This is a genomic window from Halalkalibacter sp. APA_J-10(15), assembly GCF_023017105.1.
Taxonomy (GTDB): domain Bacteria; phylum Bacillota; class Bacilli; order Bacillales; family Bacillaceae_D; genus Halalkalibacter.
On record NZ_JALKEV010000016.1, the window covers coordinates 83,480 to 100,257 of the forward strand.

The window sequence follows — 16,778 nt, forward strand, 5'->3', positions numbered from 1 at the left end:
ACTATCTTTTTTTAATGCTCTCTATATTGATGGCCGATTATACGAAATAAAAACGAAACCTTTCTTCTAATCAGGGGTCTTTAAACCGATTATTCGCGCTATTCTATTTCGTAGTGAAAATAAACGATTGACCTAGTGTGGTGAAGATTGAAAAGTAGCAACAGATTTACCTACTTATTTCATTCTATTTATGATCGTCTCTAAACTTTCATAGGAAACGGCACCAATCACTTTATCTCGAATCACTCCATGTTCATCAATAAAATAAGTAGTAGGAGTATAATATGCTTCATATAAGTGCCTTGCTTCTCCTTCTTTATCTAATAAAACAGGAAAGGTTAATTTCTGTTCATTATGAACAATTTGCTCAACAACGTGTACGTTTTCTTCTTGCGTTGTTAAATTAACAGCAATAATCTTAACCCCTTTCTCATCGTAGTCTTGATAGAACTCTTGCATGTGTGGCATTTCAACTCTACAAGGCGGGCACCATGTCGCCCAAAAATTAAGAATAACCTTCTCACCTTGAAAATCAGATAAGCTTTTATTCTCTCCGTCAAATTGGGCTAACTGAATGTCGGGTGCATATTGACCGATTTGAATACCTATTTCGATTTCATCTGCAACGAACAGATTCTCATGCTCTTCTTCAAATAGATGATCCCCTATAACACCAACGCTTAAAGCACTAACAAGTAAAAGGGTTACAGAAGTCGATAGCCTTTTCCTTGAAGTGGTTTTGTCTCTCGATTGTAGATACATTGAAATAAGTATGCAGACACTGATGATCAGAAAAAGCAACTGACGTGATTGATAAACTAAAAACAATGTATCACCTGGATAGAAAAAACCGAGGAGTACTTGGGATAAGCTATAGATGATGGATAAAAATCTTAAATACAATCGATCATTCCAGAGAAACATCAAAACAAAACTCGCTACTATCATTTGCCCTATACTATAAAAAGGTAATTCTAGTATGTGTCTAATCTCAAAAACAGCTAATCCACTAATCATACAAATAAACAAAAGCCTTACATAACCGCGCATTAATTCATTATTTTTCTTCGATTGAATATAAAGATACACAATAGATACAATCACAGCCAAAATGATACCTCTTCGTCCTCCGTCAAAATACAGCACACTAAGGGGGTTGTCCCAAACATAGCTAAAATAGAAAAGAACATAACTAAACTTCCACGTTAAGAAGCTATAAAATAACGCATTAAATATCGCATCTATTTTCCATTTTTCATCATAGTTTCTATACTTCACAAACATGTACATAACGACATTTGCGACAATAAGAGCCATTACCATATACAACCATATTATTGGTATATTAAGTGATCCTAATTGAATATCGTTCATCATCTCTTCCCTCCTAAATCCTCTTTTCTTTCAAACTATACACTCAAAAGTATACAAGTCAAACGATCAACACGAGTTTAACCAAGTAGTTAGATTAATCATGAGCTAAACTTTCCAAAGAGAGTTCTATATTTTCACTAGTTTTCTTATGGACAACCTTTGTTATAATGCTTGGAATAAGAGAATAAGGAGGAAAAAGATGACAACACATAAAGGTGCTTATTATTCTGGGGAATACCGTAATCTTTTTCAATACTATGGATATTCTACAGAAGAGATTAATCAACGTATTGCAGTCACATGGAATCAGCTTTTTCATGGAGATGACGACACAAGAATTTACTATGAGGTCAATGATACACTCGCCTATATGTTAGATACAGGTAACGTTGATGTACGTACTGAAGGAATGTCGTACGGCATGATGATGGCTGTTCAAATGAATGATCAAGCAATGTTCGATAAACTGTGGAACTGGACCATGACTTATATGTATATGGATAGTGGTGAAAATGCAGGGTACTTTGCTTGGTCTTGTAAACCAGATGGGACAAAACTTGCTTATGGACCTGCGTCAGATGGTGAAGAATATTTTGCAATGGCATTATTTTTTGCTTCACATCGTTGGGGTGACCGAACCAATCCGTTTAATTACGGAGAACAAGCTAGAAAGCTTTTACATGACTGCATTCATAAAGGGGAAAATAATGACGGATATCCGATGTGGAACCCAGATAATTATTTAATCAAATTTATACCGAACTGTGAATTTACTGATCCTTCTTATCACCTCCCCCATTTCTATGAGTTATTTAGCTTATGGGCTAATAAAGAAGATCGCTCCTTTTGGAAAAATGCTGCAACAGCTAGTCGTCACTACTTACCAAAAGCCTGCCATCCTATAACAGGATTAGCACCTGAATACTCATTTTATGATGGCAAACCAAATCATATTCGGGGCTTTGGCCACTTTTTCAGTGATTCCTATCGTGTTGCCGCAAATATTGGACTTGATAGTGAATGGTTTGGCGAGAACGACTGGGCACAGGAAGAAGCGGAAAAAATCCAATCCTTTTTTGCTAATATAGAACCCGATGATTATCGTCGTTATACAATTGAAGGAGAACCTTTCGAAGAGAAGTCGCTTCATCCAGTAGGCTTACTTGCAACAAATGCAATGGCAGCGCTCGCATCACCAGATGGCCCTGATGCTAAATCATCAGTTGAGCTTTTTTGGAATACTCCTGTTAGAAAAGGAGAAAGGCGTTATTATGATAACTGCCTATACCTATTTGCTATGCTTGCATTAAGTGGACAATTTAATATGTACTTTCCAAAGCAAGGCTCTTAATGGAAATTAGTTTCAAGGAAAAATTCGAATTCGTTCGGGTTTTTCTTTTTTCATTATTCAAGATCGTAAAATACGGCTTAATACGTGAGCTCGAACTATAAACGATACTTTCTCCAATCCCGGGATGAGAAAACGTCGGTGAGGCAGATGGCACAGGTGAAGAATGTTCTTCATGATGTTGGAAAGGGGCGTGTTAAGGTAGGATAAGTCTTCTTCATTTGCTCTTTCTATCGTACTAAGAGAACGTATGAAAACTATGCGTGGTGTGAATAATAGCCATTATAAAAACCTAACAAGAAGCTTTCGTGGGCACTGACACTGACAAGTCAACTTTTTCAGTGCCCTTACTTATTCTCCTCATTAGGTAATGCATTATGAAATTAGACTATTCAAAATCAACTAAAACATACATATGTTAAGATGCATTTTCTGCTGTTTTTTCCTCCAACGCTTCCTTTTTACGTTCTAAGCGCATAAACGCAACATGAGCATTCCCCATAATACAGAAACCGATCACGCTAAAGAAAAAGAGAGGTATTAAACCTTGAATAAAATCAAACAACAAATACAATAGAAACAGACCTAATAGCATAGATATAGTTATGAACGGACTAATAAATCCAATTAATATCGATTGCTTAATATATTGAAAAAATTTCAAATCAAAGTGTACATAAACAGGTATTAAATAAAGAACCAAAATTAAATATAAAAGTGCAGCAATTAAAAACACGCCTGTTAACAATGTCCCAACAAATCCACTAAGAGTGGAAAGAAAAACAAAGTCTACATATAGGACATAGCCAACTACGATTAACAAGAGGCCAAATAGGTTTGACTTTATAAATTCATTTTTATACGTTGTTGCAAATAGTTTAAATACTCTAACATGAGATTCGCCCATTAAAAATTTTCGATAAACGGTATACATAGCTACTGTTGCTGGCATAAAACCAAAAACACCTAAGCCTAGTACCGTGAAAATGATCCATAAAAAATTCAAATAGCAGGCATACATGATTTTCTCTGAAATACGATAAAAACTCCCCCACATACCTTCTTGATTGTTCATAAAACCACCTCCCATGTATCCCTTTTCATTATATCATAGATCAAATGAATAAACTATCTATCACTTATGAGTAAAACAGGTAAAAAAGCAAGTTCAGTGATTTCACTATTGAATTCATTTTTTATTTCTTTAAAAATAGATTCTTTCACATTCATCCCTCTGATTTCTGCACGACCTTCCAAAAAGATTGCTTAGGATTAAAATATTCATCAAATAAAAATGGCCAGTTTTTTCTCCCTTTCACTGGAAAGTTAGATAACCAAGTATAATCATCTGCACCTCCCCAAAAAGTAACAGAGCTTATGACATCCCTATACTCTCTAAACAAGTTGAACATTTGTTCATAACGTCTCTCCTGTAAAGCGAGCATTTCCTTTGTCGGTGCCAATAAATCAGTTCGTTTATCCTCCCAAGAAAAAACAGAAAGATCCATTTCAGTTATCTGAACTTCAAGACCAAGTGATGCATACAATTCAATAGCTTGTTGTATATGTTCAATGGAAGGAGTGTGAATATTCCAATGGGCTTGCATTCCTACTCCATGAATAGGAACTTTTTTTTCTAGCAATGATTTCACAAGCTTATATATTTTATCTCGTTTTATTGGATCAGATTCATTATAATCATTATAAAAAAGTGTTGCATTCGGATCGGCTTTATTTGCTGTATGAAAAGCACGCTCAATAAATTCTTCCCCTGCCAATTCAAGCCATTGAGATTGTCTTAAAAAACGATCCTCTTCATCTGCAATCACCTCATTTACTACGTCCCAGCTATAAACCTGGTTTACATAACGACTTACTACTGTTTCAATATGTTGATCCATCCTCTTCAATAATCGTTCCCGGTCCACCGTTTGTCCAGATTCATTCTTAAACATCCAATTAGGACATTGATTGTGCCATACAAGTGTATGTCCTCTTACACCTAAATTATGTTCGTTTGCAAAGGAGACAAGTTGATCACTATAATCAAAATCAAATTCTCCTTCTTCGGGCTGTAGCATTTCTGGTTTCATTTCATTTTCTGCTGTGATGCTATTAAACTGTGTTGTTACTAAATCCTTTGCCGAGTGCAACGTCCATTTGTTAACCGCTGCTCCAATTTTAAAGTCGTCTTTAAACACTTCTTTTAATCGTGGTATTTCCTTTTTCATCATAATCTCCTCCAACAAATAGAAGAATGCCTCACCGTTACTAGAACGTTTTTAGTGAGACATCCTTACTTCACGTTACTTATTCCTTTACCCCACCTAAAGTTAAACCTTTAACAAAATATTTTTGTAAAAATGGATAGACCATAATAATTGGAACACTTGCTACAATCGTCATCGTAGCACGAATGGATGTTGGTGTAACACGCTCAGATTGTCCTGATTGAGAATCAGCGAATCCACTCGTAGCAGAACCTCCACCCATTGACATCGATGACGTTTGTAAGATTTTCATTAATTCATATTGCAATGTACTTAGAGATTGAATACTTGAGTTATACAAGAAAACATCAAACCATTGATTCCATTGGAAAACGGCTACGAACAAAGCAACTGTCGCAAGAACTGGTAACGAAAGAGGCAGCACAATTCGGAAAAAGATCGTAAAATCACCACCGCCATCAATTCGAGCTGATTCAAATAAACTCTCAGGTAATCCATCAATGAAGGAGCGCATAACAATCAAATTAAATGCACTAATTAATCCAGGTAAAATATATACCCAAAAACTCCCAATTAAGTGTAAGTCACGCATTAACAAAAATGTTGGAATTAAGCCACCGTTAAAATACATGGTTAATACAAAGATAATCGTAAATGATCTTCTAAATACAAATTCTTTTCGACTAATTGCATACGCAACCATCGCTGTAAATAGTAAAGATAAAACAGTACCCACCACTGTACGCAACACACTAATGAATGTTGCCTGATAAATAGCTGTTTGACCGAAAACATGCTCATAACTCTTAAATGAGAACTCCCTTGGCCAAAGGTAAATGCCACCCCGAATGGAATCAGACGCATCATTCAGTGAGATCGCCAGCGTATTTAAAAATGGATAAAGCATCACGACACATAGTAAAATCATGAATATCGTATTCAATGTATCAAATATATAATCTTCTCGTGTTCTACGAATATTTCTTTTCTTTTTATTAAACAGACCCATGGCGCACCTCCTTTAGAATAATCTCGCCTGACCAAATTTTTTCGCTAACCCATTCGCTGCAAATAAGAAGACAAAGGCTACAACTGTTTTGAAGATACCAGCCGCAGTTGCAAGCGAGAAGTTCCCCATTGAAATACCATATTTCAATACAAAAATATCAATGTTCTCAGAATAATGATAGTTCATCGGGTTTCCTAATAAATATTGCGGTTCGAACCCAGACTCAAGAATGTAACCTAAGTTCATGATAACTAAAATAATAATAACTGGTTTCATAGCTGGAATCGTAATATGCATAATTCTTTGGATACGCGATGCACCATCTATTTCAGCTGCTTCATACTGTGATTGATCAATCATTGCTATAGCAGCTAAATAAATAATTGTATTCCATCCTACATTTTTCCATGTTTCCGCTGCACCAATAATCCCCCAGAAATACTCTCCTACTCCAAGCCACAAAATAGGTTCGTCAATAATACGTAAATTTGTCAAGAGGATATTCACGATACCATTTTCTAACGATAGTGTATAAGATACAATACTAGCCGCTACCACCCACGATAAGAAGTGAGGCATGTAACTAATAGTTTGTACAATTCGTCTAAATCCTACATTTCGAATTTCATTTAAAAGAACAGCTAAGCCAATTGCTGTAACAAATCCTAAAACCATATTAATAAAACTCATCGCAAACGTATTTCGTAATACGATTAAAAACGCATTATCTTGAAACAAAAACATAAAATGATCTAGACCTACCCATTCCTGTTCTGTAAAACTTCTAGCAGGTCGGTAGTCTTGGAAGGCCATCGTCCAGCCCCAAACCGGTAAGTAGCGAAATATTAAAACCCAAATAATAAATGGGACTGTCATAACTAAAAGCGCTTTTTGTTTAGAACATAGCCTTAATGTTTGTTTTAGCTTTGATTCTTTCTTCTGAATGGTTGGTATTTCAGGTGATGGCTGACTTTGTAAACTCAATGCTATCCCTCCTTAAACTCCTTCTTACATTTCATCCTTAACTTACTAATTCTCTACTTCATTTCCCCCTTTTAATCTAAAGCTCCATCTGTAAGCGATTTCAACTAATACTGTTATTTTACCGCTTACAATTCATTTCAACGACCATTAAAACTATAGTTCTTACTTTGAAAAATTAATTTAGTACTCCATCCGACAATAATTTTTCTTTTTCATCCACTTCATACTTAGGAAATCCTGAAAATATTCATTACAGAATAAATGTTTACAAAAAGTTAAAAAAAACCACGCTCCCTCTACCGGGATGGGGGGAAAGCTCCTGCAGGCGAGGTGGGCACTGAACTAACATGCTAAGCCAGTGGATTTTAGCTTGCTCTCTCCTCCTGCTGGATTCGGCCACACCGTCCCGTCCGCTCACAAATCACATTGCTTTAGCAAATCGTTCTCTACGCCGTTGGAGACTGTCACATTAAACATACAAATAAGCTACTTTGAGTAAGGTTGACTCTCAAAGTAGCTTATACAAACTACGAGGGTTTCATTTCATTACTAGCTGGGCATATGATTTCTACTGTAGTTCCTTTCCCTAATTCACTTACCATTTTGAATGAAAACTGATCGCCATATAGTAATTTCATCCGATAATATACGTTTCGAATACCAACCCGATCTCCCATTGATTCATCAGCTTCTAATGAATGTAAATAATCCTTAAGAAATGATTGCTCCATTCCTACACCATTATCTGTCACCGTACATACGATGTAATCCTGGGATTTCATAATCTTAACCGTGATAAAACCATTCCCTAACTTCGGTTCAACTCCATGAATACTTGCATTTTCTACAAATGGAGTGAAAGCCATATTTGGTACCATACAACCTTTAACATTCTCATCCAATTGAACATGATAGCTTAGCTTTTCACCGAAACGATACTGCTGTATTTCTAAGAAGTACTCAAGCATTTTTACTTCCTCTTCTACACGAACCCACTCCTTGCCCCAAGAAATTGAATTTCGCAATATCTTAGCCATGTTCTTTATGATATGAGCCGTTTCGTTTTCATCTTTTAACATACTTCGCATACGAATTGTCTCTAACGAATTAAATAAGAAATGCGGATTAATTTGACTTTGTAATGCGCTTAACTGCGCCTGCTTACTTTTTAACTCCAAATCTTTCTTTTGAATATTGGCAATGTATACATCATTGATTAAGTCTTTTATCTTCTTAGACATATGATTAAACTCTGATGTTAATTGACCTATCTCATCTTTGTACTCAACTCCTTCAATAATATCAAACTTTTGATTTTTTACTCTTTTCATCTTTCGAAGAATTCGTAGTAAACGAACATGAAGTGAGCTTGTTATATAAATAATAATAAAGGATGGTACAAAGAAATTAATCGAGGCCATAATAAAAATAAACCGTCTAGAATTGTGCGCCTCCTCAAGCGCTACACTTTCAGAAACCACACCAATGACTTGCCAATTTTCCATATAATGATCATGGTACGTTTCAGAAAAAAGCAACGAATCCGCTGAAACATACTTTTCCGAGAAAATACGATTGTCTGTTTCAATTTCATTTAACTCCGTACTGTAAAGGATTTCATTTTGCTTATTAACTAAATACACGTCTCCTTGAAACGTTGCATTTTCAAACGCTTTTCTGATCATTTCTGTATTTAAGTCTATTTTAACAATTTTGACTTTTGTATTACTGTGAAAGTGATTAAGTATCCTTACAATACTAAAAACATTCGTTTCAGGGCTATTTTCGTCAACTGTTCGTATAACTCTAGGCATATAAGATGTCGACTGTAACACGTCATGAATCCATTCCTTAGTAGCAGCACTTTCAGTTACGTTCCGTACACCACCTGCATACAAAACCGTTGGATTATCAGTATATAATAATATATTCTGGATGGAATTATATAGAGCACTGTACTTATAATTCCGCCAGACATTATCATAATCCTGAACATACTCAACGATCGATTCATAATCTTTTTCAAGGAAGTCATGTAATAGCTTATCCGTATATAATGTCGACGAAATACCTATAGCATCATTCACAACTCGTTCAAAGCTATCAGCCATATGCTCTACTGCTAATGTTAAATCTGCCTCCTTTTGCTTCTTCACATTACTAATTGTCACATGATAAAAAATAATATTCGTTAATAATATCGGAATAAAAACGGAGAAAAAATAAATGATTAACAATTTATTTTTTAAGTTAATATTATTCAGATGAAATTTCTTCATGGATAACCCTCTTTTATTTCGTATCACTTTCTTTAAGAATTTGATTTCGATATTCAGTAGGTGTCATTTTCTTAATTTTCTCAAACTGTGTTACAAAATAATCTGGACTTTGGAAACCAACCTTCTCAGCAATTTCATACACCCGTAAATTCGTTTGTCGTAATAGCCTCTTTGCTTCCTCTATCCTCACTTCTAGTAAATATTCCTTGAAATACATTCCGTAAGCTTTCTTAAATAATTGTCCCATATAAACTGGATTCATAAAAAACTGAGTCGCTATACTTTTTAAACTAATATTTTTATGGAAATTGGCTTCAATGTATTTTTTGACCTTTTGAATATCGCCCTTTCCATTCTGCTTTCTTAACTCTATTAAATAATTGGATGTTTCTACGACAAAATGAATAAACATTTCCTTTAGTTGTTCAAAAGTAAGTGAGTAGTGATGCCACCTTAACATGAATGGTAATTTTGTTAATTCACTCTCATCACCTTCCATGCTTCGAATTGTTTTTATCACACTATGAATACATCTATTAATCGATGTCTTAATCGCTTCTGGAGCAAATAACTTTGACTGAAACTCTTCAAACATGATATCGACCGCTGATAGAGCCTCACCTTGATTGTTCTCCTCAATTGCTGCCAATAGAGTGTGATAAATCGACGTCTCCATTTCAGTATGATTAATCGCTTTCTCTTCTATGTCTTTGAAAAAAAGTGGACGATGATTTAATATCGTATATTTATATTGCATCGTAACATTGGCTGTTTCAAATGAAATCGATACATTTTCAAGATTTTCTACTCGTTGTCCAATATAAAGTGATATCGCTTTCTCTAAACGTCGTTCCAATAATTCTTGTAATTTTTCAATAAAAATATCGAGTGAGTTCATGCAACGATAAAATAAAGCATCAGAAATCACCATTCCATAGCTATGACGTTGATGATTCCTTATAGGTAAAGGTATCTTATCTGATAATAGCTCTCCTATGACATGCTCGATTTTAATTTGTTCATTTTGAAACCATATATCTTCTTCCTCTTCAAGCGATGCTGTATTTACTTCTACAATTAAATAATAAAAACAACTTGCTTTTTGTGACTGTAAAATATCATGAAAGTCATGGACATATTCGCTTTTTCCACTTATTAATTCTTCTAATTTCGTTGAAATTTGTACTTTTTCATTATTTTGTTTCATCACTTTCTCTTCTTTTAGTGTTGTTGCTAGCTGCTTTAATGTATCTTCTAATTCTTCCTTTTCTATTGGTTTTAAAATGAAATCATATACCCCATACCGAACTGCTTTTTGTGCATATTTAAAATCACTATATCCACTTAGTATAATAAATTTTGTATTTAATCGTTTTTCTTCGATAACTGATCGTATCAATTCTAATCCATCCAAAACAGGCATTCTTATATCTGTTATAACAACATCTGGTTCGTATTCTTCTATTTTTTGTAGTGCTCCTTCACCATTATCTGCTTCTGCACATACTTCATACCCACAGTCCTCCCAATTAATAAGGTTCTTTAAACCAATTCTTACAAACTGTTCATCATCTACTAAAATTACTTTATTTAGCATTTTTTTGACCCCTTTCACGCAGGAAGACTTAAAACAACTATGTCTCTATTGTATTACTTTTCAGGCTGATTGAAAACGATTCCATAAATAATGTTACAGCATCCAGTTTCCTTAAATGGAAGCAAAACCTCCTATGAAGCAAGGCTCCTTAAGAGGTTTTATCATTTTCTTAACTATTTAGTGACAATTTCTTCAAATGTAATCGTTTGCAAGTGAAGAGTAATCATAAAAAAATATGTACAAATTATTATAATCAATTTAAAGGGTTTTCGAACTATAAAAACTTTAGTATTAACCTAATTAAATTAACAAATTTTCAACTTAACTATGGAAACATGGGTCATTTCAAGGAAATTGATTGCATGTGTTAGTGGTTAACAACATATAAATAGCTGAATCCTTTTTGTCTAAATATAATAAAGCACATCAAAAGTAAAGGTGTGGGTAAAATGACTCTCTTATCAGGTAAACAATTTATTAACCGCTTAGATCAAATGAATAATGACGTTTGGGTTGCAGGTGAAAGAATCCTAGGGAAAATCTCAGAACATCCAGCATTTAAAGGAATTTTAGGAACTAAAGAACACATCTATAATATGTATCACGATGAAGCGTACCAGGCGAAATTGACCTACTTCAACAATGGTATATACAATAAAATATCTTTTCAGACACCAAAAACGATTGACGATTTACAAAAAAGAAGGCAAGCAACTCAATTAATCGCTCGAACAAATGGAGGAACGATCGGCCGTTCTCCTGATTATATTCACACTGCTATTATGACATTAAGTCAGTCCAAGTCTTTCTTTGATACTCGATTTCAAAAAAACCTTTCTTCTGCATTAGAACGTGCAATCGAAAATGACCTATCATATACTCATTCATTCGTAAATCCACAAACAAATAGATCAACACACTATACTGAATACTTAAATGATTTAAAAGAGGAAGAGATTGTTGCAGCTCGAATGCTGCATGAAACAGAGGAAGGGATTATCATTCATGGAGCTAGATTGCTTGCAACACAGGGTGGTATAACGGATGAGATTCTCGTACTCCCTGCAGCAAGTACAATAATGGAACCGTGGTATGCATTTGCGTTCACCATTTCTTCCAACACAAAAGGCGTGCGTTTTTATTGTCGAGAGCCTTACTCGACTTCAACAAATAACAATTCATATAACTATCCACTTAGCTCAAGGTTTGATGAAATTGATACGGTCGTTGTCTTTGATCATGTTCTGATCCCTTGGGATCGTATATTCTTTTACAATGATTGCGAACGAGCTAAAACAGTTTTTCAACAAACGGATCTCAATATGATGCTTCTTTTCCAAGCAGTATCTCGACAAATTATTAAAACTGAATTTTTACTAGGAATCAGTGAAGCACTAGCTTCGTCTATAGCCATTACCCAATACCAGCATATCCAAGAAAAAATAAGCGAAATAATTGTAACGTTAGAAATCATGAAAGCTCTACTCTTTCGTGCTGAACAAAAAGCATCGCCTAATGCTTATGGCATGATGGTACCATTAGCAACTCCACTTATGACCGCTTCAACATTTTATCAAAAAATGTACCCTAAAATGACTGACTTCCTCCAGCAAATAGGAGCAAGCGGACTGATTTCTCTTCCTACTGAGGCTGATTTCGAACTAGATCCAACGTTATCCCTTGAGCATTATTTACGTTCTCAAACATCGGATGGAAAAAAGAAGGTTCAGCTTTCAAGATTAGCGTGGGACTTAACGATGAGTGCCTTTGGTTCAAGACAAACGCAATATGAAAGGTACTTTTTTGGAGACCCTATACGACTCGCTTCGGCGCTTTATCAAGCCTATCCAAAAGAACCATTCACTAATCATATTCATCATTTTTTAAAAGAATAGTTAAAAGTCAAAATACAAGCGTAAAGGCACTGAAAAAGTTTGGTTTTAACCTTTTTAAGTGCCTTTACCTTTTTCATATTTTAAGTGAAGAATAAGGTTGGCTTTTCTATTACTAAACTTTTTTAAACTTTTCTACAAGCACCACGTTTGAATCGCTTTCGCAACACCATCTTCTTCATGACTTGATGAAATCCAATTTGCAGCTTCCTTTACTACCTCTTGTGCATTTCCCATAGCCACACCCATTCTAGCCTCTTGAATCATCGCTAAATCATTAATACTATCACCTATTGCCATAACATTTTCCAAAGTGAACCCTAACTTATGACACACAAATTCTATAGCCTTTGCCTTGTTAACACCGATTGCATTAATTTCTAAATTAGTCGGGCTGGAATTTGTAATTTCTAGCGTACCTAATTTTGATAAATCTTCATATATTAGTTCTCTGATTCTATCATCTTCAATGTCAAACCCAAATTTCATCCATTCATGGGAATGAATATCTTCTGCCGGAAATACCTCGCGCCACACATTATCCACTGAAGCGGCCCAACAATATGTTTGGTGCTTCTCCTTTAAACGCCACATATATTCAACTAAATCTGAATCGAGGGTTTTTCGTTCAATGAGCTCAAGTGAATCGTCCCAAACCTCACTTCCATTAACCGTAATTAAATAAGAATTTAATGATAAATTTTCAATTAATGGATCCAGAGTCATTCTCGTTCTTCCTGTACTAATGACTACATGAATCCCTTGATCTTGCGCAGCCTTGATTGCATTTCGGTTTTCATTAGAGATTTGATGCTCCTTATTCAATAGTGTTCCATCCATATCAATTGCAATTAATTTAATATTTACTTCTTTCTCAGCCTTCTCTGCCATGTTAAACCTCCACATTCCAATTGTTATCTACAACAGATACATTTATTGTAGAATAGGATCAATTATTAGGCAAATTCAAGTTGTAAATGGTATAGTAAAAGTAGAATTTCTAAGGAGGATGATATTGTGTCAAACGAGACAACCTTTGTAGCATACGTTGGTACATACACAAATGGAGAGAGCAAAGGAATTTATCGCTTATCGCTTAATCCTAAGGAAGCAACTATTCAAAATTTACAAGTTGCTGCTGAAATAGAAGGCCCAACATACTTAACGCTAAGTTCAACGAATTCACATCTATATGCAGTTGGAAAAGAAGGAGAACAAGGCGGAGTTGTAGCATATTCGATTAATGAGGATCATTCATTAACAGAGTTGAACCGACAGTTAAGTGTTGGGAGCTCTCCTTGTCATGTTCAATTAAATGAAAAAGATGACTTATTATTTTCTGCAAATTATCATAAAGGACAAGCAGATGTTTACCCTATTCTATCAGATGGTTCTTTACAGCCTTCCTATTCTACAGTAACTCATGAAGGTCACGGACCTAACGAAGCTAGACAAGAAAAGGCACATGCTCATTTTGCTGGTTTAACTCCTGATGGAAAATATGTCACCGTCGTTGACTTAGGAACAGATACAATTGCTTTATACAAATTACGTAACCAAACGTTAGAATTACATAAAGAAATGAGTGTTAAACCTGGATCTGGACCTAGACACATTCGTTTCTCAAACGATGGAAAATTTGCATACGTAAATGCTGAGTTAAGCTCAGAGCTCATTGTATTTTCATACGATAGCGAGCAAGGGTTACTAGAAGAAATCCAAACCGTATCCACATTACCTGAAGGCTTTACCGGTGAAAATACAGGAGGAGCTATTCATTTATCAAAAAATGGCCGTTTCATTTATGCTTCCAACCGTGGACACGATAGTATTGCTCACTTTACGATTGATGAACATACAGGTAAGGTTAAAAGAAATGCGATTACATCAACAGGTGGAGAACACCCTCGAGACTTTACCATTGACCCAAGCGGTAGATACCTCTTAGCAGCGAATAGAGATACGAGTAATATTGTCCTTTTCAATATTAATGACCAAACTGGTTCACTAACGTCAGCTAATGTTCAGGTGAAAGCACCAAATCCTGTTTGTGTGAAATTTCTCCATCAATAACATAAGGTATGAAAAAAGCGCACTGCCTGGGACATTCTCTCTGCTCAGTGCGCTTATCTCTCCTTTATAAGAAAAGTGCTTCTTCTGAATCACTCATGCTCACATCAGAAAATGCTTCTACTCCTTCAACATACAATTGATGCCAAACCATGAACACGATCACAGCCCACAGCTTTCGACTGAAATCTCCCTCACCCTTTCTATGTAGTTCAAGCATTCGAATAATAACATCCTTTTCAAACAAGTAATCCGTCTCACTTTTCTTAACTAGATGTAATACCCAACCGTACCATTCATTTTTTAGCCAATACCGAATCGGTACAGGAAAGCCTAATTTCCTACGCATAAATATGTGCTCTGGAATGATCTCCTTCATCGCATCACGAAGAATGTATTTCGTCGTATGATTAGAGATTTTATACTTCGTTTGAATTTGTCTTGCCACATCAAACACTTGCTTATCTAAAAATGGTACTCTTAACTCTACTGAATGAGCCATTGTCATCTTATCAGCCTTCACTAAAATATCGCCTCTTAACCAAGTATGAAGGTCAACGTATTGCATTTTTGCCACCTCATCATAGTGATGTGCCCGTTCATAAATCGGTTGAATATGATCAATCGATTCGTTCTCTCTCTGATAAGAACGTAATACGGCTTTTTTCTCAGATTCACTCATAATATGTGCATTTCCTAAGAAGCGACGCTCTAATTCTGTTGTTCCACGTTCAATAAAACCGCGTCCCTTTACCCCTTCTGGTAGCATTTTCGCGATTTGCTGTAATAACAGCTTGCCCTTCTTAGGAATATATGAAAACAGCTTCAATGATTCTGGTTCTCTGTATATATTGTAGCCAGCAAATAATTCATCAGCTCCTTCACCTGAAAGTACCACCTTCACATGCTTACTTGCTTCTCTAGCAACAAAGTAAAGAGGTACAGCAGCTGGATCAGCAACAGGCTCATCCATATGCCATAAAATCTTAGGCAATTGCTGTAAATATTCTTCAGGAGTAATCACATAATCAATATTTTCTACATTTAATGCTTCAGCCGTTTTCTTTGCCACATGAACCTCACTAAAACCTTCAATTTCAAAACCGACACTAAATGTTTTAATGAACGGATTCACTTCCTTAGCTAATGCAACGATTGCAGTCGAATCAATGCCTCCAGATAAAAAAGATCCTACTGGGACATCACTACGCATATGAAATTGTACAGATTCCCTTAACACATCCAATACTTTTTTCTTTTGCTTTTCATACGAGTCATTAGAGGGTGCAAAGGTAGGTTTCCAATACGCTTGTACATCTACTTTTCCTTGCCATGTCTTTTTCATGTAGTGACCAGGTTCTAATTTCATGATGTTCTTAATTAAAGTGTGCGGCTCAGGTGAGTACTGAAAGGTTAAATAATGCTGTAATGACTGCGTGTGTACTTGAACATCCTTAAAAACTTCTACTATAGATTTCATTTCAGAAGCCATATATATGTTTCCTTGATTCTCTAAATAAAAAAAAGGCTTAATACCAAAATGGTCACGCGCAGCAAACATTTCTTTTTTTACTTTATCCCAAATAACAAAGGAAAACATACCTCGTAGCTCTTTTACAGCCTCTTCTTCTTTTAAACTATATAAAGCTACAATTGTTTCAGTATCAGAATCCGTTCTAAACGTAATGCCCTGTTGCTTTAAATCGTTTCGTATTTCTATATGATTATAAATTTCACCATTAAACACTATCGTGTAACGACCATTTTCAAATGTAAGTGGCTGTTGCCCTTTTTCTAAGTCAATGATGCTTAAGCGTCTAAAGCCTAATTTAATATATTGATCTCGATAATAGCCGACTTCATCTGGACCACGATGTGTGATCACAGTTGCCATTTTCTTTAATTGTTCATCCGTAGGGAGGTTTGTCCCTATTACACCAACAAATCCACACATCATTCATCATTCCTTAAATGTTAAGTTAAATCTATACTCT

At 35.3% G+C, this 16,778-nt stretch carries 12 protein-coding genes; 3 read left to right on the plus strand and 9 right to left on the minus strand.

The window, feature by feature from the left end; all coding sequences use genetic code 11:
• Positions 1-174 precede the first annotated feature (174 nt).
• Positions 175-1,377: a redoxin domain-containing protein gene (locus MW695_RS17475; RefSeq protein ID WP_247106741.1), complete on the minus strand. Its 1,203-nt coding sequence runs from the start codon at positions 1,375-1,377 to the stop codon at positions 175-177.
• A gap of 196 nt (positions 1,378-1,573) precedes the next feature.
• Between MW695_RS17475 and MW695_RS17480 the strand changes: the two genes are divergently transcribed.
• Positions 1,574-2,725 carry a family 8 glycosyl hydrolase gene (locus tag MW695_RS17480; protein WP_247106742.1) on the plus strand — a complete coding sequence of 384 codons (1,152 nt, stop codon included), beginning with the start codon at positions 1,574-1,576 and terminating at the stop codon, positions 2,723-2,725.
• A 415-nt stretch (positions 2,726-3,140) separates the two neighbouring features.
• On the opposite strand, the gene MW695_RS17485 is transcribed toward MW695_RS17480, so the two are convergent.
• The 6 genes from MW695_RS17485 to MW695_RS17510 all read right to left on the minus strand — a co-directional run bounded on the left by MW695_RS17485 (position 3,141) and on the right by MW695_RS17510 (position 10,822).
• Complete coding sequence (locus tag MW695_RS17485; protein ID WP_247106743.1) at positions 3,141-3,797, minus strand: YesL family protein; 657 nt, start codon at positions 3,795-3,797, stop codon at positions 3,141-3,143.
• Between the two features lie 151 nt (positions 3,798-3,948).
• The gene (locus MW695_RS17490) at positions 3,949-4,953 is read right to left on the minus strand and encodes an endo-1,4-beta-xylanase (protein WP_247106744.1); all 1,005 of its coding nucleotides are present in this window, start codon (positions 4,951-4,953) and stop codon (positions 3,949-3,951) included.
• Between the two features lie 79 nt (positions 4,954-5,032).
• Complete coding sequence (locus tag MW695_RS17495; RefSeq protein WP_247106745.1) at positions 5,033-5,962, minus strand: carbohydrate ABC transporter permease; 930 nt, start codon at positions 5,960-5,962, stop codon at positions 5,033-5,035.
• Positions 5,963-5,974: 12 nt separating this feature from the next.
• Entirely contained in the window at positions 5,975-6,838 is an 864-nt protein-coding gene (locus MW695_RS17500) for an ABC transporter permease (RefSeq protein WP_081728007.1), read from the minus strand.
• Positions 6,839-7,473: 635 nt separating this feature from the next.
• Complete coding sequence (locus MW695_RS17505; RefSeq protein WP_247106746.1) at positions 7,474-9,225, minus strand: cache domain-containing sensor histidine kinase; 1,752 nt, start codon at positions 9,223-9,225, stop codon at positions 7,474-7,476.
• Positions 9,226-9,238: 13 nt separating this feature from the next.
• Positions 9,239-10,822 (minus strand): response regulator transcription factor, encoded by a 1,584-nt coding sequence (locus MW695_RS17510; protein WP_247106747.1) that lies wholly within the window; start codon positions 10,820-10,822, stop codon positions 9,239-9,241.
• A gap of 449 nt (positions 10,823-11,271) precedes the next feature.
• On the opposite strand from MW695_RS17510, the gene hpaB reads away from it, so the two are divergent.
• Positions 11,272-12,717 (plus strand): 4-hydroxyphenylacetate 3-monooxygenase, oxygenase component, encoded by a 1,446-nt coding sequence (gene hpaB / locus MW695_RS17515; protein WP_247106748.1) that lies wholly within the window; start codon positions 11,272-11,274, stop codon positions 12,715-12,717.
• A 132-nt stretch (positions 12,718-12,849) separates the two neighbouring features.
• Here hpaB and MW695_RS17520 read toward each other — a convergent pair whose 3' ends face one another.
• The gene (locus tag MW695_RS17520) at positions 12,850-13,605 is read right to left on the minus strand and encodes a Cof-type HAD-IIB family hydrolase (protein ID WP_247106749.1); all 756 of its coding nucleotides are present in this window, start codon (positions 13,603-13,605) and stop codon (positions 12,850-12,852) included.
• Between the two features lie 126 nt (positions 13,606-13,731).
• Here MW695_RS17520 and MW695_RS17525 point away from each other — a divergent pair, with 126 nt between their 5' ends.
• Entirely contained in the window at positions 13,732-14,787 is a 1,056-nt protein-coding gene (locus MW695_RS17525; RefSeq protein ID WP_247106750.1) for a lactonase family protein, read from the plus strand.
• Positions 14,788-14,851: 64 nt separating this feature from the next.
• On the opposite strand, the gene asnB is transcribed toward MW695_RS17525, so the two are convergent.
• On the minus strand, positions 14,852-16,738 hold the full coding sequence (gene asnB, locus MW695_RS17530) for an asparagine synthase (glutamine-hydrolyzing) (RefSeq protein ID WP_247106774.1): 1,887 nt from the start codon (positions 16,736-16,738) through the stop codon (positions 14,852-14,854).
• Positions 16,739-16,778: the final 40 nt, after the last annotated feature.